The sequence below is a fragment of the Pseudomonas sp. 2957 genome (assembly GCF_031456345.1).
GTDB classification, from domain to species: Bacteria; Pseudomonadota; Gammaproteobacteria; order Pseudomonadales; family Pseudomonadaceae; genus Aquipseudomonas; species Aquipseudomonas siliginis.
Window position 1 is genome coordinate 204,857 of sequence record NZ_JAVDUL010000008.1, and the last position, 22,737, is coordinate 227,593.

A 22,737-nucleotide genomic window follows, 5' to 3' on the forward strand; every position below is an offset into this window, starting at 1 on the left:
GCGGCGGGCTCCGGTTACAGCAGGTAGGAAAGGCCGACGGTCAGCGCGAAAGCGACCAGCGAAATCAGCGTCTCGAGCACGGTCCAGGTCTTGAACGTCTGCGCGACCGTCATGTTGAAGTATTCCTTGATCAACCAGAAGCCGCCGTCGTTGACGTGGGAAAAGATAACCGAGCCCGCGCCGGTCGCCAGCACTAAAAGCTCAGGATGTGGATAACCCAGACCGATGGCCACCGGCGCGACAACACCTGATGCGGTGGTCATCGCCACGGTGGCCGAGCCAGTGGCAACGCGCATCAGCGCAGCGAACAACCAGCCCATGATCAGCGGCGACAGGTGAAATTCGTGAGCGAGGCCGACGATCTGATCGGTAACGCCGGCATCCACCAGTATCCGGTTCAAGCCGCCACCAGCGCCGACAAGCAAGGTGATGCTGGCGGTGGGCGCGAGGCATTCGTTGGTGAATTTGAGGATCGATTCGCGGTTGAAACCTTGGGCAATCCCTAGCGTCCAGAAGCTCAGCAAAGTCGCCAGCAACAGCGCGATCACCGAATTGCCGATGAACAGCAGGAACTGGTTAAACGCACTGCCGGGGGTGGAAATCAGATTGGCCCAGCCGCCGATCAGCATCAGCACCACTGGCAGCAGAATGGTTGCCATGGTGATGCCGAAACCCGGCAATCTGTCGCGCGGCTCGCGCTCGAGAAATTGCTTTTCCAGCGGGTTGTCCGCCGGCAATTGAATGCGCGGCACGATGAATTTCGCGTACAGCGGGCCGGCGATGATCGCGGTCGGAATGCCGATCGCGATCGCGTACAGCAAGGTCTGCCCGACCGAGGCCTGATAGGCCTGCACCGCGAGCATCGCCGCCGGGTGCGGCGGCACCAGCGCATGCACCACCGAGAGGCCGGCGACCATCGGCAGACCGACCATCAGAATCGACACGCCAACCCGGCGCGCCACGGTGAAAGCGATCGGCACCAGCAAGACGAAACCGACTTCAAAGAACAGCGGCAAGCCGACCAGAAACGCAATGCAGACCATCGCCCAGTGCGCGTTCTTCTCGCCGAATCTGTCGATCAGCGTGCGCGCCATCTGCTCGGCACCGCCGGACTCGGCCATCATCTTGCCGAGCATCGTCCCCAACGCCACCACCAGCGCAATATGCCCCAACGTCTTGCCGACGCCGGCCTCATACGCACCGACCACAGCCGACGGCGGCATCCCGGCCACCAGCGCCAGGCCCAGGGAAATCAGGGTGATGACAATGAACGGATTGAGCCGGTAACGGGCGATCAACACGATCAGCGCGATGATGGCCACAGCGGCGTAGACCAGCAGCCAATAGCCGAAGGAAGGCGTCATGCGGTACTCCTCGAAAGGGTCACGTTCGAATGGGTCGTGAAACTCATAAATCATTTCGAGATAGAGATTTCAAACCGCATGAAAGTAATTTTCGTGGAGAGACAAGGTGTGTCGCTGATGGGTATGGCGTGTCGTGATTAATGAAAATCGGAGGGCGGGATTTTCATGGCTTTCCAGATCACCACGCAACTCTGTGGGAGCGAGCCTGCTCGCGAAGACCGCTTCACATTCACCATCTTCATTGACTGACCCACCGCTTTCGCGAGCAGGCTCGCTCTCACAGTTTTTGATCGCATTCCTCCAGGCAGAACGCGGTCACCTGTGGGAGCGAGCCTGCTCGCGAATGGCTTCACTCGGTGCGCGCTGGACTCACACCATTTCGTTACGAATCCATTCAACCACCGACGTGCGCTTCGGCGTCCAGCCCAGCAGTTCCCGGGCGTGTTTGCCGCGTACGCGGCTGTTGGAACCGAGGCCGTAGTTGGCCATTTCGTAGCCCCATTCGGCTTCGGCGTCAGGCAATGGCCAGTCTTGCGGTTTGCCCAGATCGAGGGCTTCGGCCATGGCGGTGGTCATGTCGATGAACGAGGCTTCACCGCTCTCGACAAAGTAGAAAGTGCCCGGCACATTCCTGGTCAGCGCCAGCAGATACAAGGCGACGACGTCTTCGATGTGCACGTTGGACCAGATGTTCTGCCCTGTCCCGACGTGGCGAACGACGCCGCTTTTGCGCGCCTGCTTGAGCAGTCGCGGCAATTGCACGCTGTCGCGGTTGACGCCCAGGCTGTGGCCGTAGATGAGGGTGTTGCAGATCACCGCCGAGTTCACGCCATCCTGCGCCGCCGCGAGCACCAGATTGTCGATGGCTACGCGATCGGCCTTGTCGACAGTCGGCTCCGGTAGGTTGTCCTCGTAGTAAATGTCGTCGCTGGATTTGCCGCCGGAAGCATCGCCGACAATGCTCGAACCGCTGGTGTGCAGAAAGACCTTGTTCGAGCCGCGCAAAGCGTCGAGTAACGCTTCCACCGCACCGCGATGGTCGCTGCTGGCAGCGTTGATGACGGCATCGGCAGCACGGGCCTGTTGCGCCAGCAATTGGCTGTCATCGAGGGTGCCGATTACCGCGTTCATGCCCAACGCTTTCAGCTCATCAGCCTGCTCCGCGCTGCGCACCAGACCAGTAACTGTGTGCCCGGCCTGCAACAGGCCGGTGGCGATGGAACCGCCGATAAAACCAGCCGCGCCGGTAACGAATACGTTCATGGAGAAACTCCCTGCGTGAATAAGTGATGCAGCGAGTATCGGCCGATGAAACCCGGCGAAAAACCCGCCCTCGGCCAATTCACTCTTGCGCAGGGATCACGAATCAGCCCTTGAATTCGGCGCTGGCGTAGGCGGCAAGTTTGCTCTGGATAAAGTCGAGGAAGCACTGGATGCGCAACGCCAATTGCGAGTTGCGGTAGTACACGGCGTTGATCGGCTGGCGGTAGCCGCTGTTGAATTCACCGAGCAGGACTTTCAGGCGCCCGGCGCGGATGTCGTCGATGGTCATGAAATGCGACAGACAGGCGATGCCCTGCCCCTCCAGCGCCAAATGGCGCACGGTCTCACCACTGGAGGCGCTGATTGCCGGGGTGATCGGCCAGCGGTCGCCATGCACATAGCGCAGCGGCCATTGGTTGAGGCCTTCGTTCTGGGTAAAGCCGAGCAACGTGTGTTCGCTCAAATCCGCCACTTGGCGTGGCGCGCCGTGCTTTTTCAAATAGGCGGGGCTGGCGACGATCATCAACGGACTGCAACCGAGCGAACGCGCATGCAGCGTCGAGTCGGCGAGGGTGCCGATGCGGATGGCGACGTCGGTGCTTTGTTCCAGCAGGTCAATGATCAGGTCGTTGCTGTTGAGTTCGAGCTGAATGTCCGGATAGAGCTGCCGAAATTCGTCGATGTAGGGAACGATGGCGTGGAGCATGAACGGCGAGGCGGCGTTGATGCGCAGGCGTCCGGAGGGAGTTTGCTGGCGCGAAGACAGACGCTCTTCGAGTTGATCCATCTGATCGAGAATCAGCTTGGCCTGTTCGAAGAAATACTTGCCCTCCTCGGTCAGGTCCATGCGTCGCGTGGTGCGGTTGATCAGCGTGGTGTCGAGCTTGGCTTCGAGCTTCGACAGCGTGCGACTGACGGCCGACGGCGTCTGGCCGACCTGCTCGGCGGCGGCGGAAATCGAACCGCACTCGATCACGCAGACGAAAATCTGCAACTCATCGGATCTGGCTTTCACGGGTGTCCTCTTTGGAATCGCCAAGATCGCAGCCAATCGCCATGCCCCCTGCGGGACCTACCGAAGGTCGCGATCTTTTGCTGTACCCGGATAGTAGCCCGAAACCCATCAAGCCTTGAGGCCAAACACCTCAGTCAGATGCTGCTCATAGCGCACCACATCATTGTCGATATTCGGACGCTTCATCACGTCGACGCAGAGGAAGGTCGGCAGCGCGGTCATGCCCAGAAACTCGTTGGCCTTGTGGAACGGGAAGTACACCGCGTCCACGCCTTTGGCTTCGAAGAAATCCGTCGGGTCATCGAAGGCTTGCTGCGGCGCGTTCCAGGTCAGCGACAGCATGTATTGCTTGCCCTGAATCAGACCGCCACTGCCGTACTTCTGCGAAGCATCGGAACGGGTGCGGCCGTCGCTGGCGTAGAGGCTGCCGTGACCTTCGGTGAAGACTTCGTCGAGGTACTTTTTCACCGTCCACGGCGCGCCCATCCACCAGCCCGGCATCTGATAAATGATGACGTCGGCCCAGAGGAATTTCGCCACTTCCTCGGCAACGTCGTAGCCCTCATCAATGAAGGTGGTCTTGACGTCGACACCGCCGCGATCGAGCACGCTCAGCGCGGTTTCGTGCAAGGTGGCGTTGTAGCGGCCATCGGAATGGGCGAATTTTTTACCGCCATTGAGCAACAGCACTTTCTTCATCGGAAAACCTCGGCGCAGCCTTCAAGGCTGGATTGAAACAGGAATTGGAATGGCGGCAGATTAACCATCGATCTCGCGCGGAAACAGCCACATCGACGCAAAATACATTTGATCAAAACGCACGAATCGATCGGCAATTGTTGCCGTAGCATCGCCGCTTTCTGCTTTTGAGGAAGTTGTGATGAGTGAACGCCAGGGTTTCATCCTGCACGCCAAGACCCACCCGGAAAAAGCCGCCGAATTCGAAGCGCTGTTCCGCGCTTACGTCGAGCCAAGCCGCGCCGAACCGGGCTGTATCGAGTACCACATGCTGCGCGACAAGGAAGATCCGACGCTGTTTATCTTCTACGAGATCTGGGCGAGCCAGGCGCATCTGGATGAGCATTCGGCATTGCCGCACATGAAAGCGTTTTTCGCCAGGCGCATGGACTATCTTGAGCGCGATTTCGATATTCGCGCGATCGACATGCTCAGCGAATCGTCGGCTAGCCGCTGATCAGCAAATGGGCGCCGAGCGCGCCCAGTCCGATAAAGAACACCCGCTTGAACAGCACCGCACTGATGCGCTGACGCAACCACTGACCGAGCCACATGCCAAGCATGGCCGGGATCAGCGCCAGCAGCGAGGCGCTCAATTCGCTACCGCCGAGTGCGTCGTGCCAGAACAGCCCGAGCGCCAGCGCCAGGGTCGAGACGGTGAAGGACAGACCGAGCGCCTGCACCAGCTCGTCGCGGCTCAGCCCCAACGCTTGCAGGTACGGCACCGCCGGAATCACGAAGACGCCGGTGGCTGAGGTGATTACGCCGGTGATCAGACCACACAGCGGACCGAGCCACGATTCATGCGCGGATTTGACGTGTAGCGTGGGCAAGAACAATCCGCTCAATGCATACAGCAACAGCGCCGCGCCAAGTCCGCGCACCACCCAATGGCCGCCGGCCATGCCGAGCCAGAGGGTGCCGATGCCGGTGCCGAGGAAGATCATCAGCAGCATGGGCCAGAGGCGTTTGATCAATCCTTGCAGATGACCGCCGAAGGCCAGTTGCCAGAGGTTGGTCAGGGTCGCGGGGACAATCAACAAAGCGGCTGCCTGCGCCGGCGCCATAGCCAGACCGAGCAGGCCCATCGCGACAGTGGGCAGGCCGAGGCCGATCACGCCTTTGACCGTGCCGGCGAGGAGGAAGGTGGCGATGACCAGTAGAGAAAGGGTCAGGCCGAGGGTTTGGTAGAAGTCGGTCAGTGTGTGCATTGAGGTAATGTGCACTGATCCGGGCTGGGGGAAAATCTGCCATATACTGAGGCAGCCTCTTCCTTTGCAAGAGGCTGACATCGGCGTTGAGGCATCTGGCCTCTTCGCGAGCAGGCTCGCTCCCACACGGGATCTGCGCTGTACATAAGTCCCTGAGGGAGCGAGCCTGCTCGCGAAAGGGCCAGCCCAGCCACCGCGAAACCACAGGCAAACTCCATGCATTTCGACCTCACCGACCTGCGCCTCTACCTGCACATTCTCGACACCGGCAACATCACCGCCGGCGCCGCCCGCAGCCACTTGTCCCTCGCCGCCGCCAGCGCCCGAATCCGCGCGATGGAAGCCTCGCTGGGCGCCGAATTCCTCGAGCGTGGTCGGCGCGGCGTCACCCCGACGCCTGCCGGCAAAGCCCTCGCCCGCCACGCCCGCATTCTTTTGCAACAGGCCGAACGCATGCAGCAGGATCTGGCCGATTACGCGCATGGCGTCAAAGGCCAGGTGCGGCTGTTGTGCAACACCACGGCGATCACCGAGTACCTGCCAGAAGTGCTCGCGGATTTCCTGCGCAGCCATCCCAATCTCGACATCGATCTACAGGAACTGCCCAGTGCGCGAATTACCCATGCCTTGCGTGAAGGCGCAGCGGACTTGGGCATCGTCTCCGACGCGGTCGACACCAACGGCCTGCAGACCCAGGCGTTTCGTGATGATCCGCTGGTGCTGATTCTGCCGCTCGATCACCCGTTGTCCGACGCCGCCGCGGTCAGTTTCAGCGACGCGTTGCAGCACGACTTTGTCGGACTCAGCGCCGACAGCGCATTGGCGATTTATCTGGAAGAACAGGCGCTGCACAGCGGCGCGCGGATGCAGGTGCGCATTCGCGCCGATGGCTTTGATGGCGCGATGCGTATGGTCGCCCATGGCGCCGGCCTGGCCATCGTGCCGTTGGCCGCTGTCGAACGCGCGACGCTGGAACGGTTCAAGTGCACACCTCTCAATGAGCCATGGGCGCGCCGCGCGTTATTGCTCTGCACGAAAGATTTCGCCGCGCTGCCGGGTTATGCCAACGCATTGTTACAAGCGCTCACCGCTGCGCGCGTTTCTGAGCACTCCGATGTCGACCCCAGACAACTGAGCGGCGACCGGCCGCTATAGGGTGCGACTTCAATTCTCAAGTCCACTTGCCCGGAGTCCCCATGACCGCGACCGCCCCTATCACCGTTCTGCGCGACACCCACCCGCTGCCGGTACTCGACGCCTGCAAATGGGAAAAACTCGAAGGCGACCCGCACACCGTCAACCTCAACGCCTACACCAGCGAAGACGGCAGCAAGATCATGGGCACCTGGATCTGCACACCGGGCAAGTGGCGCGTCGATTATGTGAAGTGGGAGTACTGCCATTTCCAGGAAGGCTACTGCGTGATCACCCCGGACGGCATGGCGCCGATTCATCTGCGTGCTGGCGATATCTTCGTGGTTGAGCCGGGTATGAAAGGCACGTGGGAAGTGGTCGAGACCGTGCGCAAATATTTCGTCTTCGCCTGATGCAAAAAAGCCGGGAAATCACCCGACGTGATTTCCCGGCAAATGTCCCGGCGTTGCTAAAACCTGTGGCGAGGGGATTTATCCCCGCTCGACTGCGCAGCAGTCGCAAACCCTGAGGACTCGGTTTGCCTGACACAATGTAGGGGGCTGCTGCGCAACCCAACGGGGATGAATCCCCTCACCACAAGGGCTGATCGCGTTACTGCGGCTTGCGATAGCTGTTGATGATCGCCGAGAAGTCTTTCCCACCGTCACCGCGCTGGCTCATCGCCTGATACAACTGCTGTGCCACCGCGCCGAGCACCACCGGCTGGTGCGCCTGCCGCGCCGCTTCCGTCGCCAGCCCGAGATCCTTGAGCATCAGTTCTGCACCGAACCCGCCGGTATAACCGCGCGAGGCCGGCGCCGTTTCGACGATGCCCGGCCACGGGTTGTACATCTCCGAACTCCAGCAGCGGCCGGTCGAGCTGTTGATGATCCCGGCCAGCACGCCGGTGTCGATCCCCAGCGCATCGCCCAACGCCATCGCCTCACTGACGCCGACCATCGAAATCGCCAGCAGCAGGTTGTTGCAGATCTTGGCGATCTGGCCGGTGCCGACTTCACCGCAATGCACGATGTTGCGGCCCATCTGCGCCAGCACCGGTTGCAGGGTGGCGAACAGTTCCGGGGTAGCGCCAACCATAAAGGTCAAGGTGCCGGCGGTCGCGCCGCCAGTGCCGCCGGAGACTGGCGCATCGGCCATGGCCACGCCGTGGTTGGCGGCGGCCGCTGCGACGTCGCGGGCGGTCTGCGGATCGATGGTGCTGCAATCCACCGCCGGCACGCCTTGGCGAATGCCGGCGAGCACGCCCTCTTCACCCAGCCAGACACTGCGCACATGCACCGCGGCCGGGAGCATGGTGATCACCAGTTCGGCATCTTCCGCCGCCTCGCGGGCCGAAGCGCGGATGGTGCCGCCCAGCTGTTCCAGTTCCGCCAGCACGGTTTTGTTCAGGTCGACCAAGTTCAACGAGTGGCCAGCCTTGATCAGGTTGCGCGCCATCGGCGCGCCCATGTTGCCCAGCCCGATAAATGCGATTTTCATGATCGAATCCTCAGCGCAGGTTGATGGTGGTGTTCACGCCGTCGTTGACGCTGTCGTCATCGAACCAGCGCGCCGTGACCGTTTTGGTCTGCGTGTAGAACTGCACCACTTGCTTGCCGTACGGGCCGAGGTCGCCGAGTTTCGAACCGCGCGAGCCGGTGAAGCTGAAGAACGGTACCGGTACCGGAATCGGGATGTTGATACCGACCTGACCGACGTCGATTTCCGTCTGGAATTTACGCGCCGCCGCACCGCTCTGGGTGAACAGGCCAGTGCCGTTGCCGAACGGATTGGCGTTGACCAGCGCGATCGCCTGATCGAGGGTGTCGACTTCCAGCACCACCAGTACCGGGCCGAAGATTTCCTGGGTGTAGATCTGCATGTCGGTGGTCACCCCGGAGAACAGGGTCGGGCCGACAAAATTGCCTTGTTCATAACCCGGCACGCTGATGTCACGACCATCGAGTTCAAGCTTGGCGCCTTCCTTGATGCCGCTTTCGATCAGTTCGAGAATCCGCGCCTTGGCCTTTTTCGAAATCACCGGACCGACATCGGTACCCGGCTCGCTGCCGGCGTTGACCTTGAGTTTCTGCGCCAGCGCTTTCAGGTCTGGCAGCCACTGTTTTGCGGCACCGACCAGCACCACCACCGACGTGGCCATGCAGCGTTGCCCGGCGGCACCGAAACCGGCACCGACCAAGGCATTCAGCGCTTGCTCGCGATTGGCGTCCGGCAGCACCACGGCGTGGTTTTTTGCGCCCATCATCGACTGCACGCGCTTGCCGTGTTTGCCGGCCAGGTCATAAACGTGGGTGCCGACAGCGGTCGAACCGACGAACGACACGGCTTTGATGTCCTTGTGCGTGCACAGACCATCGACCACATCCTTGCCGCCGTGCACGACGTTGAGCACGCCCGCCGGAACGCCAGCCTCAATGGCCAGTTCCACCAGCAGCATGGTCGACAGCGGATCCTGTTCCGACGGCTTGAGCACGAAGGTGTTGCCGCAGGCGATCGCCATCGGGAACATCCACAGCGGAATCATCGCCGGGAAGTTGAACGGCGTGATGCCGGCGCACACACCGATCGGCTGGCGCAGGGTGTAAGTGTCGACGCCGCCGGCGACGTTCTCGGCGAATTCACCCATTTGCAGGGTGCCGATCGAGCACGCGTGCTCGACCACTTCCAGGCCACGGAAAATATCGCCCTCGGCGTCAGCAATGGTCTTGCCCTGCTCGGCGCTGAGGACCACGGCGATGCGCTTGGAGTGCTCGCGGATCAGCGCTTGCAACTTGAGCATGATGCGCATCCGCGCGCCGATCGGGGTCAGTTTCCAGGTCTGGAACGCGCGCTGGGCGGCGCTGACAGCGGCATCGACCTCAGCGGCGGTGGCGAACGGAACCTTCGCCAGCACTTGCTGGGTGGCCGGGTTGACGATGTCGTGCCACTCGGTGGTCTGCGACTCGACCCACTCGCCGTCGATCAGCAGCTTGACCTTTTGCAGCGTGGTGTCGTTGGGCGTAAGCGATGCGTTCATGCTGGTCTCCAGAACTTGTTTTTATCGTAGGAGCCAAGGCGAAAGGTTCGCCTTGAGATGAGGCGTGTGTCGCGAATTGGTTGTCGGACTGTTTTTGGAGTATAGATGTGCAAACTTCTAATAAGAACGCACATATAAGCCCGACCATCATGCAAAAAAACATCACCTCGCTAGGCTCGCTGAACTGGGACGACCTGAAGTTTTTCCTCGAAGTCGCCCGCACCCGCAAGGCCAGTACCGCCGCCAAACGCCTGGCCGTCGACTACACCACGGTGTCGCGACGGATCAGCTCGCTGGAAGCGGCGCTGGGCACATTGCTGTTCGAAAAATCCCGCACCAGCGGCTTCGTCCTGACCACTGAAGGCCAGCGCTTGCTCGGTTATGCCGAGTCGATCGAAAGCACATTGCACATGGCTTGCGAGCAGGTTTCGGGCTCGGGCGTGGCCCTGTCCGGCCATGTGCGCATGGGCTGCACCGAAGGCTTCGGCAGTTTTTTCATCACCCCGCAACTGAGCCATTTCGTCGACGCCTACCCGGCAATCTCGGTGGACATCCTGCCGCTGCCGCACTTCATCAGCCTGTCCAAGCGCGAGGCCGACATCGTCATCGCCCTCGAGCGGCCGGAGCACGGGCCGTACGTCTGCTGCAAACTCTGCGACTACCGTTTGCAGCTGTACGCAACCCAGGACTATCTGGACAAACACCCACCGATCCGCCGCCCGGCCGACTTGAGCAAGCATCAATTCATCAGTTATGTGGATGATCTGGCGTTCAGCTCGGAGCTGCTCTACCTGGCCAACGTGCTGCCCGGCGCCAGCGCGCATTTGCGCAGCACCAGCGTGATCGCGCAATACGTCGCCGCGCAGCAGGGCCGCTCGCTGGCGATCCTGCCGTGCTTCCTCGCCGCACAAGACCCGCGATTGCTGCCGGTGCTGCCGGAGGAAATCGACATCACCCGGCAGTTCTGGATGTACTGCCGCGAGGATCTGCGCAAGTTGAAGCGGATTACGTTGTTGTGGGATTACATCCGTGAGGTGACTGAACGCAATCAGGCGTTGTTGATGGGTGAAACGCGGGAGATGCGCTTTGCCGATTAGTCGGCGCTGACCACGATCGACACCCGGCGATTTTCCGTGCGCCCCGCTGCGGTGTCGTTGGAAGCCACCGGTTCGCTGCTGCCCAGGCCTTGCAGCTGGATGTTTTCCTGCTTCATGCCGACCGTGCCGAGGACGTTGGCGACGCTCTTGGCCCGGCGCAGCGACAGTTGCTGATTGTAGGTTTCCTTGCCGGACGCATCGGTGTGGCCATCTACCCGAACGCGCTCGATCCCCACGCCGAGCAACGCCTTGCCGATGCGTTCGACGATTTCCGTGCTGGCTGCGTTCAGGCTTTCGACATCGCTGCCAAAAAGCACTTTGCCCGACAAGCCGAACTCCCAGCCGTCGTCGGTCAACTCGAAACCCTGCTGTTTGAGCACGGCGACCTGCGCCGGTGTCAGGCCTTTCTGCGGGGCGGTCTGGCAACCGCTCAGGGTCAGCGCGGCGATCATCAGCAATGCGGAAAAAAGTCGAACGGGAAGAGTGAACACGGACATCAGCTCCTGGTATGAACGGAATCGACCGGGCGCTCCGACCCGGCGGTGAATTGCGCGCCACGCGACAGGCGCTTGGCCTGGTACATCGCTGCGTCGGCTGCGTTGAGTAAAGTCCCAGGCGTAGCGCCATGATCGGGATAGACGGCGATGCCGATACTGAGCGAGGTCACCACACTGCTGTCGCCGGGCAGGGTGATCGGCATGTCCATGCTGGCGAGAATCTTGTCAGCGATGTGCTCAGCGTCTTCGACCGTGTGCAGTGGCGCAAGCAGCACGGCGAACTCGTCGCCGCCCAGCCGCGCGACCAGATCATCCTCGCGCAATTGCGCTCGCACGCGATTGGCGATGGCCACCAGCACTGCGTCGCCCGAGGCGTGGCCGAAGTTATCGTTGATGCCTTTGAAGCGGTCGCTGTCGAGAAACAGCACGGCGACCCGCTCATCGTGTTTTTTGCCGTTGCGCAAGGCGCGCATCAAGCGGCCTTCGAAAAACGCGCGGTTGGGCAAACCGGTGAGGCTGTCGTGGGTCGCTTGGTGAGCGAGAGTTTCGTTTTCGTTTTGCAGATGGGTTTGCCACGACTCGAGTTCGCCGAGCAAGGCATTGAAGTCGTTACCCAGATTATCCAGTTCAGCGATTTGCGCCGGCGGCACGCGCCGATCCAGCGCTCGCTCACTGCGCGCGGCGTGGGCGACGGCGGCGAGGCTGTGCAACGGGCCGATGATCGCGCGCAACTGCCGCCGCGCCAGATAGAGCGCGACCCAGGCGCTGATCGCGGTGCAGAGCACAATCCCGGCCAGGCCGCTGAGCAGGAAGCGCATCAGGCTGCCGCCGTGACCGATGAGCAGGACGCGACCGATTTCGCGGTCCTGATGCTCGATCGGCAGGCTGACCGGTTTTTCCAGAAGAGCGCGGGTGATCTGCATTTCCAGCTCGGAGAACAAGCCGGTTTCGGCGCGCTGCCATTGCGCAATCAATTGGCCTTGCGCGTCGAGCACTCGGGCATCCGCTACTTCCTCGGTGGCGGCGATGATCGCCAGCGCCTCGGTTGCCGCCGCTTTGTCATTGAACACGACGGCCGCTTCGACGGTGTAGCTGATCGAACGGGCGATCAAGTGCAGGTTGTGATCGGCATACACCCGCAGCGCGAGCACGCCCAGCAAGGTCAGCGAAACACTGGCCATCGCCACCGCCACCAGCGCGACAATCAAATGCCCACGGCCAATGACCGAACCAAGGGTGGGGCGAGCCTTCCAACTGAACAGCTTCATGGCGCCGCCGCTTTGCGACGGGACAACTGCAACACGCTGGGGTGAATGCGCACACCACTGCGAGCCACGGAGTCGAGATTGACCTCGAACGACACTTGTTCATCGCCAACGCGCAGGCAGAACAGACTGCCGACGGTGCATTGATCGTCTGCTTCGCTGATGCTCAGCACCGGATGCCCGATCAACGATGCGAACAGGCGACTGCGTTCATCGGCGGTCAGCTTGCCGATGTACACCGCGTCGCATTCGCTGACGATGGCCGGGTTGTCTGCCAGCAGACGCCGCACAGCCACCGGCCGACCCGTGGCTTGGGTGGTGCCTTTGACCAGGTCATCGGTGTATTCGGTGGGGCCGACGATGCACAGACGCAATTGCGCTGGTTCCACCGGCCAGCGTGCATAACTGAGGATGCCAAGAACCACTTGTGTGACCGCTTTGGCCCGTTGCTCGGCCGGCCCGGTTTGCGCTTGGGCGATGGCGCTGCCCGTCAAAAACCAGAGCAAAACGATCAGCAATGCGTGCTGGCAGGCCACCACACGCTGTGTCGCCCAGACGGCCACCTTCATGGAGGGATTCTCTTGGAGCGTAACGAAATGATGCCGCAACGATAGCACAGCGCTAGAACACCAGCGAGGCGCCTGCCTCTGACCGGTTGGTCAGTATTCGTTGTCGGTCATTCAGCACTTCATCCCTGAGACTCGGCACCCTCCTCCAGCTCCAGCATCAGCCCGCTCAGCCGCTTCACCTTGCGCAGCACCGCCTCTTCAAACACGCCGGCACGCGGCTCGATCAAGGTGAACCAGTGCCGGGCGCGAGTGATTCCGGTGTAGATCAGCTCTTTGGTCAGTACCGGATTCAGCGCATCCGGCAGGATCAGCGCCGTGTGGGCGAACTCCGAACCTTGGGACTTGTGCACCGTCATGGCGTACACGGTTTCGACATCATTGAGTCGACTCGGCAACACGAAGCGCACGCCGCCCTGACCATCGTTACGCGGGAAGGCCACGCGCAGAACCGTCTTGCCGATTTCTGCGCCTTCACGCTCGGGAAGTTTCAGGGCGATGCCGATGTCGCCGTTCATCAGGCCCAGACCATAGTCGTTACGAGTCATCAGCACCGGCCGACCTTCATACCATTGCTGATCGCTCTCGATCAGACGCGCCTTGAGCAAGGCAGCGGTAATGCGCTGGTTCAGACCTTCAACGCCCCATGGCCCTTTGCGCACCGCGCACAGCAACTGGAATGTGTCGAACGCCTGCAAGACTTCCCGCGCCCAATCGGTCCAGGCCGAATGCTCAAGGGGCCGCGTCGACGGTGGACGCTGATCGCGCAGTACGCTCAGGTAATGGCGATAACCTTGCGGGCCGTTGCCGTGACCTTCGAGCAACAGGCGTTCGAGCTTGTGATCGTGCTCGCCTTTGAGCGGCAGCGAATACACGTCGTCGTAGCCGCCAGCGGCGAGCAACTGTCGCGCCTCATCGGCCAATTGCTGATTGACCCGGCGCGCGAGCTGACCGATACCGCTGCCCTCGCCGAAGCGGCGCGAGTGACGCAGCATCACCACTTGTTGCGCCAACGGATGGGTGCCGTCGCAGTCTTCATGCAAACCGCTACCCTGCAACGACTCGCCACTGACAGACTCCAGCCATTGTCGCGTTTGCGGGCTGTACCAACCGCCCTCGGCGTCACGGCACAGATCGCCCAGTACCGCGCCGGCCTCGACCGAGGCCAACTGATCCTTGTCGCCCAGCAGTACCAGCCGAGCATGGGCCGGCATGGCGTCGAGCAAGTTGGCCATCATTTCCAGGTCGATCATCGAAGCTTCGTCGACCACCAGCACATCCAGCGGCAGGCGGTTGCCGGCATGGTGACGGAAATGCCGGGTGCCCGGTCGACTGCCGAGCAGACGGTGCACGGTGGTCACATCGCTGGGGATCGCCGCGCGCACCGCTTCGGCGACTTGCAGTGATTGCACTTGCTGACTGATCGACTCGGTCAAACGCGCAGCGGCCTTGCCGGTCGGTGCCGCCAGACGAATGCGCAGCGGATGGCCAGCCTCGACGGCCGGTGCCTGCAGCAACGCGAGCAAGCGCACCACCGTGGTGGTTTTCCCGGTGCCCGGGCCGCCAGTGATGATGCTGAAGGCGCTGCGCGTAGCGATGGCGCAGGCGAGTTTTTGCCAATCGATGACAGCTGCGGATTCCGCGCCGCCGAACAATTCGTTCAGACGCTGCGGCAGATCATCCGGCGTCGGCTCCTGCTGCAACAAGCGTTGGCGCAACGCTGCATCGATGCGGCGTTCGTAGGTCCAGTAGCGGCGCAGGTACAGGCGTTTCGAGGACAGCACCAGCGGACGTGTCTGCGCTGTTTCACTCGGGTCAGCGGCCAGGGCCACCAATGGACTACTTGCCAGCACTTTGCACCAATGAGCTCCATCGAGCGTTTCGAGCAATTGCGAGGGCAGCAGCAACACACCGCCCTGCACGTCGCCTTCGGGCGGCAATGACAGTGCAAAATCCGGCGCCTTGAGGGTTTCAAACAGGTCCAGACACACATGACCATGGCCGAGTTGGTGACTGGTCAACGCCGCCGCGAGCAACACCAACGGGTCGGTCTCGGGCTCGAGTTCATGCAGGAAAGCGACAAAGGCGCGGTCCAGCGCGCGCAGCCAGCCGCGCTCAACCCAACGGCTCAGCAACAACAGCAAATCATCGGCGCGGGTTAGCGGCGAGAGTTTCGACAGGCTGTCCGCTTCCAGCGGCGTCGGCAGCAGATCGGCGAATGTGCGGCTCATAGCAGGACTCCCTGTTCCCAGGCGGGTTCGGACTTGGGTTCGGGTTTGCCCTGGAACATCCGGTCGAGGCGTTCGATCAATTCCCGTGGCGGACGCACGAAGTACACGCCACGACTTTCCGCACGCGTACCGCGCAGAAACAGATACAGCGCCCCGCCGATGTGACGGTCGTAATCGTAATCCGCCAGCCGCGCCTTCAACTGGCGATGCAGTGCCAGCAGATACAGCACGTATTGCAGGTCATAACGGTTGTCGAGGATCGACTGCTCCATCGCCTGCACCGTGTAGGCCTGATCATCCACGCCGAGCCAATTGGATTTGTAATCGGCGACGTAGTAACGGCCAGCGTGCTCGAAGGTCAGGTCGATAAAGCCCTTGAACATGCCGTTGAGCTGAACCGGTTCTGCCGCAACACGAGCGACGCCATTGTGGGTGTGCTGGCGCACCTGTTCGTCGAGCTTGAGCACGTCAACTTTGTGGCTGGCGAACCAGAACTCCATCTCGACGCGGTATTGCGTCAGTTGCTCAAGAACCACCGGCGGTTGCCCGCCAGCGATCGGCAACGGTGACTTGAGCAAATGCTGCAGCCAGTCAGTCAGCGTGGTGATCCAGCCTTGCCAGCCGCGCAGATTGCAGCGCCGGGCAATTGCATCTTCCAGCGCTTCGCGGGTAACCGAAAAACCTTCAGCGCCCGCCCATTCGAGCAAGCCATGTAAAAACGTGCCCGGGTTAGGGCCACGCGGGAAGCGGTGGATATCGGCGCCACCACTGCTGATTTCATGTGGCGCGTCGGGATCGAGGCGCTCGTCGTCGAATAGCTTTTGCGCCTGCGGACTGTCCGGTGCTTCATCGCTGCCGACGCTCAATATGTCGCTGATGCGCAAAGCGCTATAGGAAGCGATCCACCAGTTTTCACTGGCTTTGCGCTTGGGCCGTAGCGTCGCTCGTAGCACTGCTTCATTGCGCGGCGGCTGGTAATGCTCCTCAGTGGGCTGAAGCATTTCGCCGATGCCGATGGCCGGGCAGTCTTGCTGCAGATCCCGCAGCCAGCGGTTCAATTCGCTGGACTCGCCCAAAGCGGCACCGCCACCGAGCAAATAACCCAACGCCGACAGGTGCAGCACCGAGCTGTTGTTATTGCCGCGCTTGAGATCAGTGACGCCCAGCCAACAGGCATGCTGCGCGCGGGTTAACGCGACATACAGAAGACGCAGATCTTCGGCCAGACGCTCATCGTCAGCCAGGGCGATCAACTCGGGGGTAGGCTTGAGGCTGATCTGCGCCTTGCGCGCAGCGTCGTGGTAATGCAGCGGCAAACGGCTGCCATCCACCGGTTTCGCCGAGCAAATGAATGGCAGGAACACCAGCGGATATTCCAGCCCCTTGGATTTGTGGATGGTCACCACTTTAACCAGTTGCTCGTCGCTTTCCAGACGCAGAATCTGCTCTTCACCGGCCTGACCGGACAGTGCCAGCAGCTCGGCCAGATGGCGGATCAACGCTTGCTCGCCGTCCAGTTCAGCAGCGGCTTGCTGCATCAGCTCCGACAGGTGCAAAAGGTTGGTCAGCACGCGCTCGCCGTCACTGCGCTGCATCAGGGTTTGCGGCAGGTGGAAGTCGTGAAGCAGGCGTCGCAACATCGGCAACACGCCCTGTTTACGCCAGAGCTCTCTATAGCCGCGGAACTGCATGACCCGGGCTTCCCAGACCATTTCATCCTGGTTCAGGCGCTCCAGTTCGATCAGCGGCAGGTTCAATGTGGTACAAGCCAGCGCAGCCTTGAGCGAGCGTTCGACATCGGGTTCGGCGCAAGCCTTCAGCCATGCCAGCAGATCGTGCGCCTCTTGGGCGGCAAACACCGAATCCTTGTCCGAGAGATAAACACTGCGCACACCTCTGGCGGCGAGTTCGGCGCGTACGGCTTGGGCTTCCTTACCGTCGCGGACGAGGATCGCGATGTCCGAAGGGCGTAAACCTTTGAAGTCGTCTGCTTGAAAGAAACCAGCGCTGCCGGTTTGCCCGCCATTGAGCAGTGCGGTGATTTGACTGGCGCAGGCGGCGGCCATTTGCTGGCGATAAACCGAGCCGGACAGCGGCTGATCGCTAGGCAGTAGCCAGACATTGAGTGCCGCGACGTCTTGCCCGGCAATCCGCAGCGTTTCCTTGCGTCCCTGAGACTCGACCGGGAGGAACGGTACCGGGTTCTCGCCATTTCTTTCGCGAAACAAAAACGCGCCTCGTCCCTGCTCTCGGGACTCGGCGCGTTCGAACACGTGATTGACCGCTGTCACCATGCCGTGGCTGGAGCGGAAGTTGGTGCCTAGTGTATGCAAACGGCCGGTAGTGGCCTGACGTGCGCGCAGATAGGTGTAGATGTCGGCACCACGAAAGGCATAGATCGCCTGCTTGGGGTCGCCGATCAGGAACAGGCCGGTGTCAGGGTGATTGTCTTCAATGCGGTAAATGCTCTCGAAGATGCGGTACTGAACCGGGTCGGTGTCCTGGAATTCGTCGATCAGCGCGACCGGGAACTGCTCGCGGATCAGCGTTGCCAGACGCTCGCCGCCCTCCGATTGCAGCGCGGCATCCAGACGCAGCAACATGTCGTCGAACCCCATTTCTGCGCGACGGCGCTTCTCTTCTTCAAAACGCGCGCCGACCCACTTGGCAGCGTGTTGCAGAACAGCAGCATCGGGCGTCGGCAAGGTATCCAGGCTCGACTTGAGTCCGGACATGGCGTCCAGCCCCGGATGACTGGGAGCCTGGCCTTTCCAGGCCTCGGCCATGCCATCGGGCGTCAATCGGGTGAAGCCGGTGCCAATGTCCAGTTGCTCAAGCGACTCGTCTTCCGCCCAGGTCTTGAGTTTCTCGAACCAGGGCTCGAAATAACGCGCCTGCATTTTGCGGCCATCGACGGTTTTGCTGGCGACGCCTTCATGGCAGAGAGCAAGCAGCTCGTCTGCCCAGTCACGCCAAGGCATTTTCAGTTCGACCAACGCCGCTCGCCGCTCCAGCAAACACTCTTCGATCATCTCCGCGGGCGCCTTGCCTTCATCGGTGTCACGCTCGCTGGCAAACAAGCCGCGCACCCGAGGCAACAACGCTACGGGGCCACCCCAATTGCTGCGCACCCACTTCAGCGCATCGCCCTGCATCGGGTAGCAGAACAGCCGCCAGTAATCGCGCAGCACTTCGCCAAGCAGATCGCTGTGATCGGTTTCCAGGGATTGCGTGAACAGGCTGCCGCTGTCGAACGCATGCTCGCGCAGCATGCGCTGACACCAGCTGTGAATGGTCGAGACGGCGGCTTCGTCCATCCACTGCGCGGCGATATCGAGGCGGTTGGCGCAGCCCGGCCATTGCTGCGGATCGAACTGATCGCGCAGCTCGGCAATCAGTCCGTCCGGGGCAACAATTTCGTCGCGGAAGAACCGCGCGGCCTCAGCCAAGCGTGTCCGAATGCGTTCACGCAGCTCTTTGGTAGCAGCATCGGTAAACGTCACTACGAGGATTTGCGGCGGCAGCAGTTCGCGTGCAAAACCGCTTGTCTCGCCGCCATGACCGAGTATCAGCCGCAGATAAAGTGCCGAGATCGTGAAGGTTTTGCCGGTGCCTGCGCTTGCTTCGATCAACTGACTGCCGCGCAGCGGGAAGGCCAGAGCCAACGGTGTTTTGGTACTCATGCGCGCGCACCTTCGCTGGACAAGGAACGCCACGGCGCTTCGAATAATGGGCGGTACAACGCGTCGCACCAGCCGGTGAAGGTTTCGTCTGCCAACAATGCATCGAAGTCGGGATATTGCCGGAGCAGTGCCGGGCTTTCGCGCCGCTCGCCGTTGCTGGTCTGGCCGTCACCGTCATAGGCTTTTCGCGCAGCGGCTTCGGCTTTGACCGGGTCAGTTTGAGACAACCAGGCGAACGCGGTTTTTATCGCAATCGGCAAGGGCTGGCGCATGCCTGATTGCCACGCAAGAAGCAGGTCACCGAGCAAACGCAACGCTCGGTCTCGCTCCATTGGCTCAAGCAACAACGTGTCGTCACTGGCGACCAATGCCGTGGTCAGCGCATGCTCGCTGGCGCAGGCGACCAGATGGGTAACCCACGATTTGGTCAGCCGATGCCACTTGCGAGTTTTGATCGAGCCGATGCTATTGGGAATGGTCGTGACCGACAGCAGGCCGCCATCGGCGCGTTGATGCAGGTTTGCGAGCCAGCCCTCCAGCCGCAAACCCTGCAGGTCGAGACTGACCGGGATTGCACTACTCAATGGCGTCGGCCATAACGTCAGCAACTGTTGATAACGCTGCAGAAGATCCGGCAGCGGTTCGATCAGTTCACGCTGTAGGCATTCGCCAAAACCGGCCATAGGCAGCAGACCACTGTTTTGCAGGCGCAGCGCCCGGGCTTGCAGCGCCTGATCGATATTGTCCGGCTGGCTGAGTGCGGCTTCCAGCAAACTGTCGCTTAGCGTGTAGCGCTGTAGGGCGTCCAGCACGAAAGGTTCTTCATCTGCCAACGGCGCTTGCGCCGCCTCGAAATAGACCTTGAGACGCTGGGTGAAAAAATGCCGAACCGGATTACGCAGAAAATCCTGCAGCAATGCCAGCGTCAACGGTTCCTCTTGAACATATGGCGCGAGTAACGGCGCTTCGCTTTGCTGCGCTTTCTCTTGATGTAACACCTGCCACTCGCTGGCGTAGCTGAACAGTTGCTCGCCTTCGTGGAAATAGCGGGCACTGAAAGGTTGCAGGGGGTGTTCTTCGGTCAGCGCTTCCAATAGATCCTGGGTAGGGTCGATTGAACGCCAGCCGCTGGCGAGGTGATCGCGCAACTGGCCGATGAGCACCGAGGCGGGTCGTTCGCTGTTGTCACGGATACTGCGGCCAACCCAACTGATGTAGAGCTGAGAGCGCGCGGACAACAGCGCTTCAAGTAACAGATAGCGGTCGTCCTCACGTCGTGAGCGGTCGCCTGGGCGGTAATCACTACCCATCAGATCGAAGTCCAGCGGCGGCTGCGCGCGGGGATAATCGCCGTCGTTCATGCCCAGCAGACATACCAGTTTGAAAGGAATGGCACGCATCGGCATCAAGGTGCAGAAATTCACCGCACCAGCGAGGAATCGTTGCGACAATCGGCCCTGATCCAGCCCGGCGAGCCAGGCTTCGCGCACGACAGTCAGCGGCAATTCGTCAGTCAGGCCGACCGCCTCGCAGGTTTCCAGCCAGGTCTCGCGAAGCTCTTCGAGCTGGGTCAGCAGGTAGTCGTCGTGCTCGTTGCTCGCCTGAAAGAACACCTGCATCAGCGCCTGCAAGCGCAGCCCCCACTCTTTCGGTTGAGCAGGTTGCGTGAGTTGCTGGTGAGCGATTTCCAAGGCATCCAGCAGCGCAACCAATGGCCCGATCAGGGCAGCATCCAGCCCACCAATTTCATCATAAGGTTCGATGCCTGCACACGCCTCAGCGCTGCCGACTGCGTAGCCCAGCAGCATTCGGCGCAGGCCGAAATGCCAGCTGTTCTGCTCCAGTTGCTCAGGCAATCCGAGACCGGCCCGTTGTTCGGCACTCATGCCCCAACGCACGCCGGCGCCCTCGATCCAGCGGTGCAGAGTTGGCAGGTCACGTTCCTCTACGCCAAAGCGAGTACGCAGAGCTGGAACATCGAGCAGGTCGAGGATCTCGCTGACCGGGAAACGGCTGTCCGGCAGCTTGAGCAGGTGCTCGACGGCGATCAGTAATGGATCACGTCCTCGCTGGCCCTGGTCCGCCAAAGTGAACGGAATGAAGCGCGGGTCAAATCGATCGAGCTGACCGAAAACCGCGCGGATATGCGGGGCATAGCTGTCGATATCCGGGACCATCACGATCACGTCCCGTGGGCGTAGAGCCGGGTCGGCGCTGAAACGCGCCAGGAGTTGATCGTGCAGGATTTCGACTTCACGCTGGGCACTGTGGGCGATGTGAAACCGGATCGATTGGTCCTGCGTCAGGTCGACAGCGGGCCAGAGCGCACGAGTCTCGTTGAGGGGGCGCAATTCGAGGATGTCGTCCTGAAGCTGGTTGAGCATGTTGTGCGGCTGAGCTTCGCTGAACAGGTCGATGCGGCCGTCACGAAAGGCTGCGCGGTAGCTGTTGGGATCGTCGTAGCTGTCGAGCAGGTTGATATAGTCGCGACCTTGTTTGCCCCAAGCGGCCAGCAAAGGATGTGCATGCTGATGCAGGGTCTCGGCATCAAGGACCACTGGCATCCCGCTTTTGCGTTGTTGCCGCTTGTATTGATGTCGCAGCAGGTCCTTGTCGGCGACGATATCGGACCAGTGATGGCGACAGGGGTTGTGTACGCAAAGCAGAACCTGACTGAAGCGCGCCAGACCGGCGAGCGCTTCAAGAACTTGTGCGGGCAATGAAGAAATGCCAAAGACGATCACGCGCGGCGGCAGCGCAGCCGGGGCCTTGTCGAGTATGTTGATGCATTCCATGAAGCGTTGATGCACGCCGGCACGACTCTGCGCCATGCCCTGTTCGCCGACGTCATCCAGCAGCGCTCGCCACAACTCTGCCTGCCAGCAACTGGTCGCTGGCAGAGGCTTGATTTCACCTCGCACATTGCGCAGTTGGTGGCGGCCTTCCGCCCAATCTTCCAGCCAATCGGCCCTGTACACCTGATATTGGTCAAACAGGTCGGCTAGACGCTCTGACAACTGATAGCGCTTGCGCAGATCGCTGTCGTGAGTGAGGAAGCGTTGCAGCGGCTCGAAATGGGGGCGATCGATTACCTGTGGCAAGAGGCGCATCAGACGCCAGGTCAGCGGAGCTTTATCGAGCAGGGATTTCGCCGGAATTTCTTCTCGTCCCAATACCATGCGATACAGCTGCCACATGAAACTGCCGGGTAGTTGAACGTCAATCGCCGCAGCGATCCCGCAACCGCCAAGGTCATCGTCTTCAGGATCTTCGGCCAATGCGAGTTTGAGCCATTGGGCGATGCCGTTGCTTTGCACCAAAGCGATTTCGTTTTCCAAGGGTGCCAGTGGGTAGCGCCGCATGATGCTGACCACAAGACTGCGCAGCTCATCGAGACTGTTGCTCTGAACCACCATGAATGCAGCGTTGAGGGACTGGGCGTCCGACATATGGATTCCTTGGAAAATCGCTAAAGCCGAGGCAGAACCTTAGCATTGTCGGCCGGCTGTGACAGCCGGACGAGGTCTGCGAAGCCTGTAAGAACTTTCTCGCAGGCAAAACAAAACCCCAACTGCTTTCGCAATTGGGGTTTCGGAATTTAATCTTGACGATGACCTACTCTCACATGGGGAAACC

The 22,737-nt window shown here is 61.1% G+C and carries 17 protein-coding genes; 4 read left to right on the top strand and 13 right to left on the bottom strand.

What is annotated here, in order from left to right; all coding sequences use genetic code 11:
• Window positions 1-14 precede the first annotated feature (14 nt).
• The 4 genes from J2Y39_RS25710 to J2Y39_RS25725 all read right to left on the bottom strand — a co-directional run bounded on the left by J2Y39_RS25710 (window position 15) and on the right by J2Y39_RS25725 (window position 4,341).
• Window positions 15-1,364 (bottom strand): GntP family permease, encoded by a 1,350-nt coding sequence (locus J2Y39_RS25710; RefSeq protein ID WP_252868774.1) that lies wholly within the window; start codon window positions 1,362-1,364, stop codon window positions 15-17.
• A 369-nt stretch (window positions 1,365-1,733) separates the two neighbouring features.
• The gene (locus J2Y39_RS25715) at window positions 1,734-2,627 is read right to left on the bottom strand and encodes an NAD-dependent epimerase/dehydratase family protein (RefSeq protein WP_310220357.1); all 894 of its coding nucleotides are present in this window, start codon (window positions 2,625-2,627) and stop codon (window positions 1,734-1,736) included.
• Between the two features lie 103 nt (window positions 2,628-2,730).
• Entirely contained in the window at window positions 2,731-3,642 is a 912-nt protein-coding gene (locus J2Y39_RS25720) for a LysR family transcriptional regulator (RefSeq protein ID WP_310220359.1), read from the bottom strand.
• A gap of 108 nt (window positions 3,643-3,750) precedes the next feature.
• Window positions 3,751-4,341, bottom strand: a complete 591-nt coding sequence (locus J2Y39_RS25725; protein ID WP_150635981.1) for an NAD(P)H-dependent oxidoreductase — start codon at window positions 4,339-4,341, stop codon at window positions 3,751-3,753.
• A gap of 181 nt (window positions 4,342-4,522) precedes the next feature.
• Between J2Y39_RS25725 and J2Y39_RS25730 the strand changes: the two genes are divergently transcribed.
• Window positions 4,523-4,837 (top strand): putative quinol monooxygenase, encoded by a 315-nt coding sequence (locus J2Y39_RS25730; protein ID WP_310220361.1) that lies wholly within the window; start codon window positions 4,523-4,525, stop codon window positions 4,835-4,837.
• Here the strand turns inward: J2Y39_RS25730 and J2Y39_RS25735 are convergent.
• Window positions 4,827-5,591 (bottom strand): sulfite exporter TauE/SafE family protein, encoded by a 765-nt coding sequence (locus J2Y39_RS25735; protein ID WP_310220363.1) that lies wholly within the window; start codon window positions 5,589-5,591, stop codon window positions 4,827-4,829. The genes J2Y39_RS25730 and J2Y39_RS25735 overlap by 11 nt on opposite strands.
• A 216-nt stretch (window positions 5,592-5,807) precedes the next feature.
• On the opposite strand from J2Y39_RS25735, the gene J2Y39_RS25740 reads away from it, so the two are divergent.
• Together J2Y39_RS25740 and J2Y39_RS25745 are read left to right on the top strand one after the other, a co-directional pair.
• Window positions 5,808-6,746 (top strand): LysR substrate-binding domain-containing protein, encoded by a 939-nt coding sequence (locus J2Y39_RS25740; protein WP_310220365.1) that lies wholly within the window; start codon window positions 5,808-5,810, stop codon window positions 6,744-6,746.
• Between the two features lie 41 nt (window positions 6,747-6,787).
• Window positions 6,788-7,138: a cupin domain-containing protein gene (locus tag J2Y39_RS25745; RefSeq protein ID WP_016770579.1), complete on the top strand. Its 351-nt coding sequence runs from the start codon at window positions 6,788-6,790 to the stop codon at window positions 7,136-7,138.
• A 199-nt stretch (window positions 7,139-7,337) separates the two neighbouring features.
• Here the strand turns inward: J2Y39_RS25745 and mmsB are convergent, their stop codons facing one another.
• Window positions 7,338-8,225, bottom strand: coding sequence for a 3-hydroxyisobutyrate dehydrogenase (gene mmsB / locus J2Y39_RS25750; RefSeq protein ID WP_217853169.1), 888 nt, complete (start codon window positions 8,223-8,225; stop codon window positions 7,338-7,340).
• Window positions 8,226-8,235: 10 nt separating this feature from the next.
• The gene (locus J2Y39_RS25755) at window positions 8,236-9,762 is read right to left on the bottom strand and encodes a CoA-acylating methylmalonate-semialdehyde dehydrogenase (RefSeq protein WP_024011486.1); all 1,527 of its coding nucleotides are present in this window, start codon (window positions 9,760-9,762) and stop codon (window positions 8,236-8,238) included.
• A gap of 149 nt (window positions 9,763-9,911) precedes the next feature.
• On the opposite strand from J2Y39_RS25755, the gene J2Y39_RS25760 reads away from it, so the two are divergent.
• Window positions 9,912-10,859 carry a LysR family transcriptional regulator gene (locus J2Y39_RS25760; RefSeq protein WP_076565624.1) on the top strand — a complete coding sequence of 316 codons (948 nt, stop codon included), beginning with the start codon at window positions 9,912-9,914 and terminating at the stop codon, window positions 10,857-10,859.
• Here the strand turns inward: J2Y39_RS25760 and J2Y39_RS25765 are convergent.
• From J2Y39_RS25765 to recC, 6 genes are all read right to left on the bottom strand, one after another.
• The gene (locus tag J2Y39_RS25765; protein WP_191622424.1) at window positions 10,856-11,356 is read right to left on the bottom strand and encodes an OmpA family protein; all 501 of its coding nucleotides are present in this window, start codon (window positions 11,354-11,356) and stop codon (window positions 10,856-10,858) included. The two genes, J2Y39_RS25760 and J2Y39_RS25765, sit on opposite strands and share 4 nt — an antisense overlap.
• Window positions 11,356-12,624, bottom strand: coding sequence for a diguanylate cyclase domain-containing protein (locus tag J2Y39_RS25770; RefSeq protein ID WP_310220368.1), 1,269 nt, complete (start codon window positions 12,622-12,624; stop codon window positions 11,356-11,358). Before J2Y39_RS25770 ends, J2Y39_RS25765 begins: the two co-directional genes overlap by 1 nt.
• On the bottom strand, window positions 12,621-13,190 hold the full coding sequence (locus J2Y39_RS25775) for a YfiR family protein (RefSeq protein WP_305382167.1): 570 nt from the start codon (window positions 13,188-13,190) through the stop codon (window positions 12,621-12,623). Before J2Y39_RS25775 ends, J2Y39_RS25770 begins: the two co-directional genes overlap by 4 nt.
• 119 nt (window positions 13,191-13,309) lie before the next feature.
• Window positions 13,310-15,418, bottom strand: a complete 2,109-nt coding sequence (gene recD / locus J2Y39_RS25780; RefSeq protein WP_310220369.1) for an exodeoxyribonuclease V subunit alpha — start codon at window positions 15,416-15,418, stop codon at window positions 13,310-13,312.
• Window positions 15,415-19,101, bottom strand: a complete 3,687-nt coding sequence (gene recB / locus J2Y39_RS25785) for an exodeoxyribonuclease V subunit beta (protein WP_310220370.1) — start codon at window positions 19,099-19,101, stop codon at window positions 15,415-15,417. Before recB ends, recD begins: the two co-directional genes overlap by 4 nt.
• Window positions 19,098-22,550: an exodeoxyribonuclease V subunit gamma gene (recC, locus tag J2Y39_RS25790; RefSeq protein ID WP_310220371.1), complete on the bottom strand. Its 3,453-nt coding sequence runs from the start codon at window positions 22,548-22,550 to the stop codon at window positions 19,098-19,100. The genes recB and recC overlap by 4 nt, the downstream gene beginning before the upstream one ends.
• Window positions 22,551-22,737 lie beyond the last annotated feature (187 nt).

Excerpts from the sequence above, each read along its gene's own strand:
- J2Y39_RS25710 (WP_252868774.1), bottom strand. The coding sequence starts at position 1,364 with ATGACGCCTTCCTTCGGCTATTGGCTGCTGGTCTACGCCGCTGTGGCC.
- J2Y39_RS25715 (WP_310220357.1), bottom strand. The coding sequence starts at position 2,627 with ATGAACGTATTCGTTACCGGCGCGGCTGGTTTTATCGGCGGTTCCATC.
- J2Y39_RS25725 (WP_150635981.1), bottom strand. The coding sequence starts at position 4,341 with ATGAAGAAAGTGCTGTTGCTCAATGGCGGTAAAAAATTCGCCCATTCC.
- J2Y39_RS25730 (WP_310220361.1), top strand. The coding sequence starts at position 4,523 with ATGAGTGAACGCCAGGGTTTCATCCTGCACGCCAAGACCCACCCGGAA.
- J2Y39_RS25735 (WP_310220363.1), bottom strand. The coding sequence starts at position 5,591 with ATGCACACACTGACCGACTTCTACCAAACCCTCGGCCTGACCCTTTCT.
- J2Y39_RS25740 (WP_310220365.1), top strand. The coding sequence starts at position 5,808 with ATGCATTTCGACCTCACCGACCTGCGCCTCTACCTGCACATTCTCGAC.
- J2Y39_RS25745 (WP_016770579.1), top strand. The coding sequence starts at position 6,788 with ATGACCGCGACCGCCCCTATCACCGTTCTGCGCGACACCCACCCGCTG.
- mmsB (WP_217853169.1), bottom strand. The coding sequence starts at position 8,225 with ATGAAAATCGCATTTATCGGGCTGGGCAACATGGGCGCGCCGATGGCG.
- J2Y39_RS25755 (WP_024011486.1), bottom strand. The coding sequence starts at position 9,762 with ATGAACGCATCGCTTACGCCCAACGACACCACGCTGCAAAAGGTCAAG.
- J2Y39_RS25760 (WP_076565624.1), top strand. The coding sequence starts at position 9,912 with ATGCAAAAAAACATCACCTCGCTAGGCTCGCTGAACTGGGACGACCTG.
- J2Y39_RS25765 (WP_191622424.1), bottom strand. The coding sequence starts at position 11,356 with ATGTCCGTGTTCACTCTTCCCGTTCGACTTTTTTCCGCATTGCTGATG.
- J2Y39_RS25770 (WP_310220368.1), bottom strand. The coding sequence starts at position 12,624 with ATGAAGCTGTTCAGTTGGAAGGCTCGCCCCACCCTTGGTTCGGTCATT.
- J2Y39_RS25775 (WP_305382167.1), bottom strand. The coding sequence starts at position 13,190 with ATGAAGGTGGCCGTCTGGGCGACACAGCGTGTGGTGGCCTGCCAGCAC.
- recD (WP_310220369.1), bottom strand. The coding sequence starts at position 15,418 with ATGAGCCGCACATTCGCCGATCTGCTGCCGACGCCGCTGGAAGCGGAC.
- recB (WP_310220370.1), bottom strand. The coding sequence starts at position 19,101 with ATGAGTACCAAAACACCGTTGGCTCTGGCCTTCCCGCTGCGCGGCAGT.
- recC (WP_310220371.1), bottom strand. The coding sequence starts at position 22,550 with ATGTCGGACGCCCAGTCCCTCAACGCTGCATTCATGGTGGTTCAGAGC.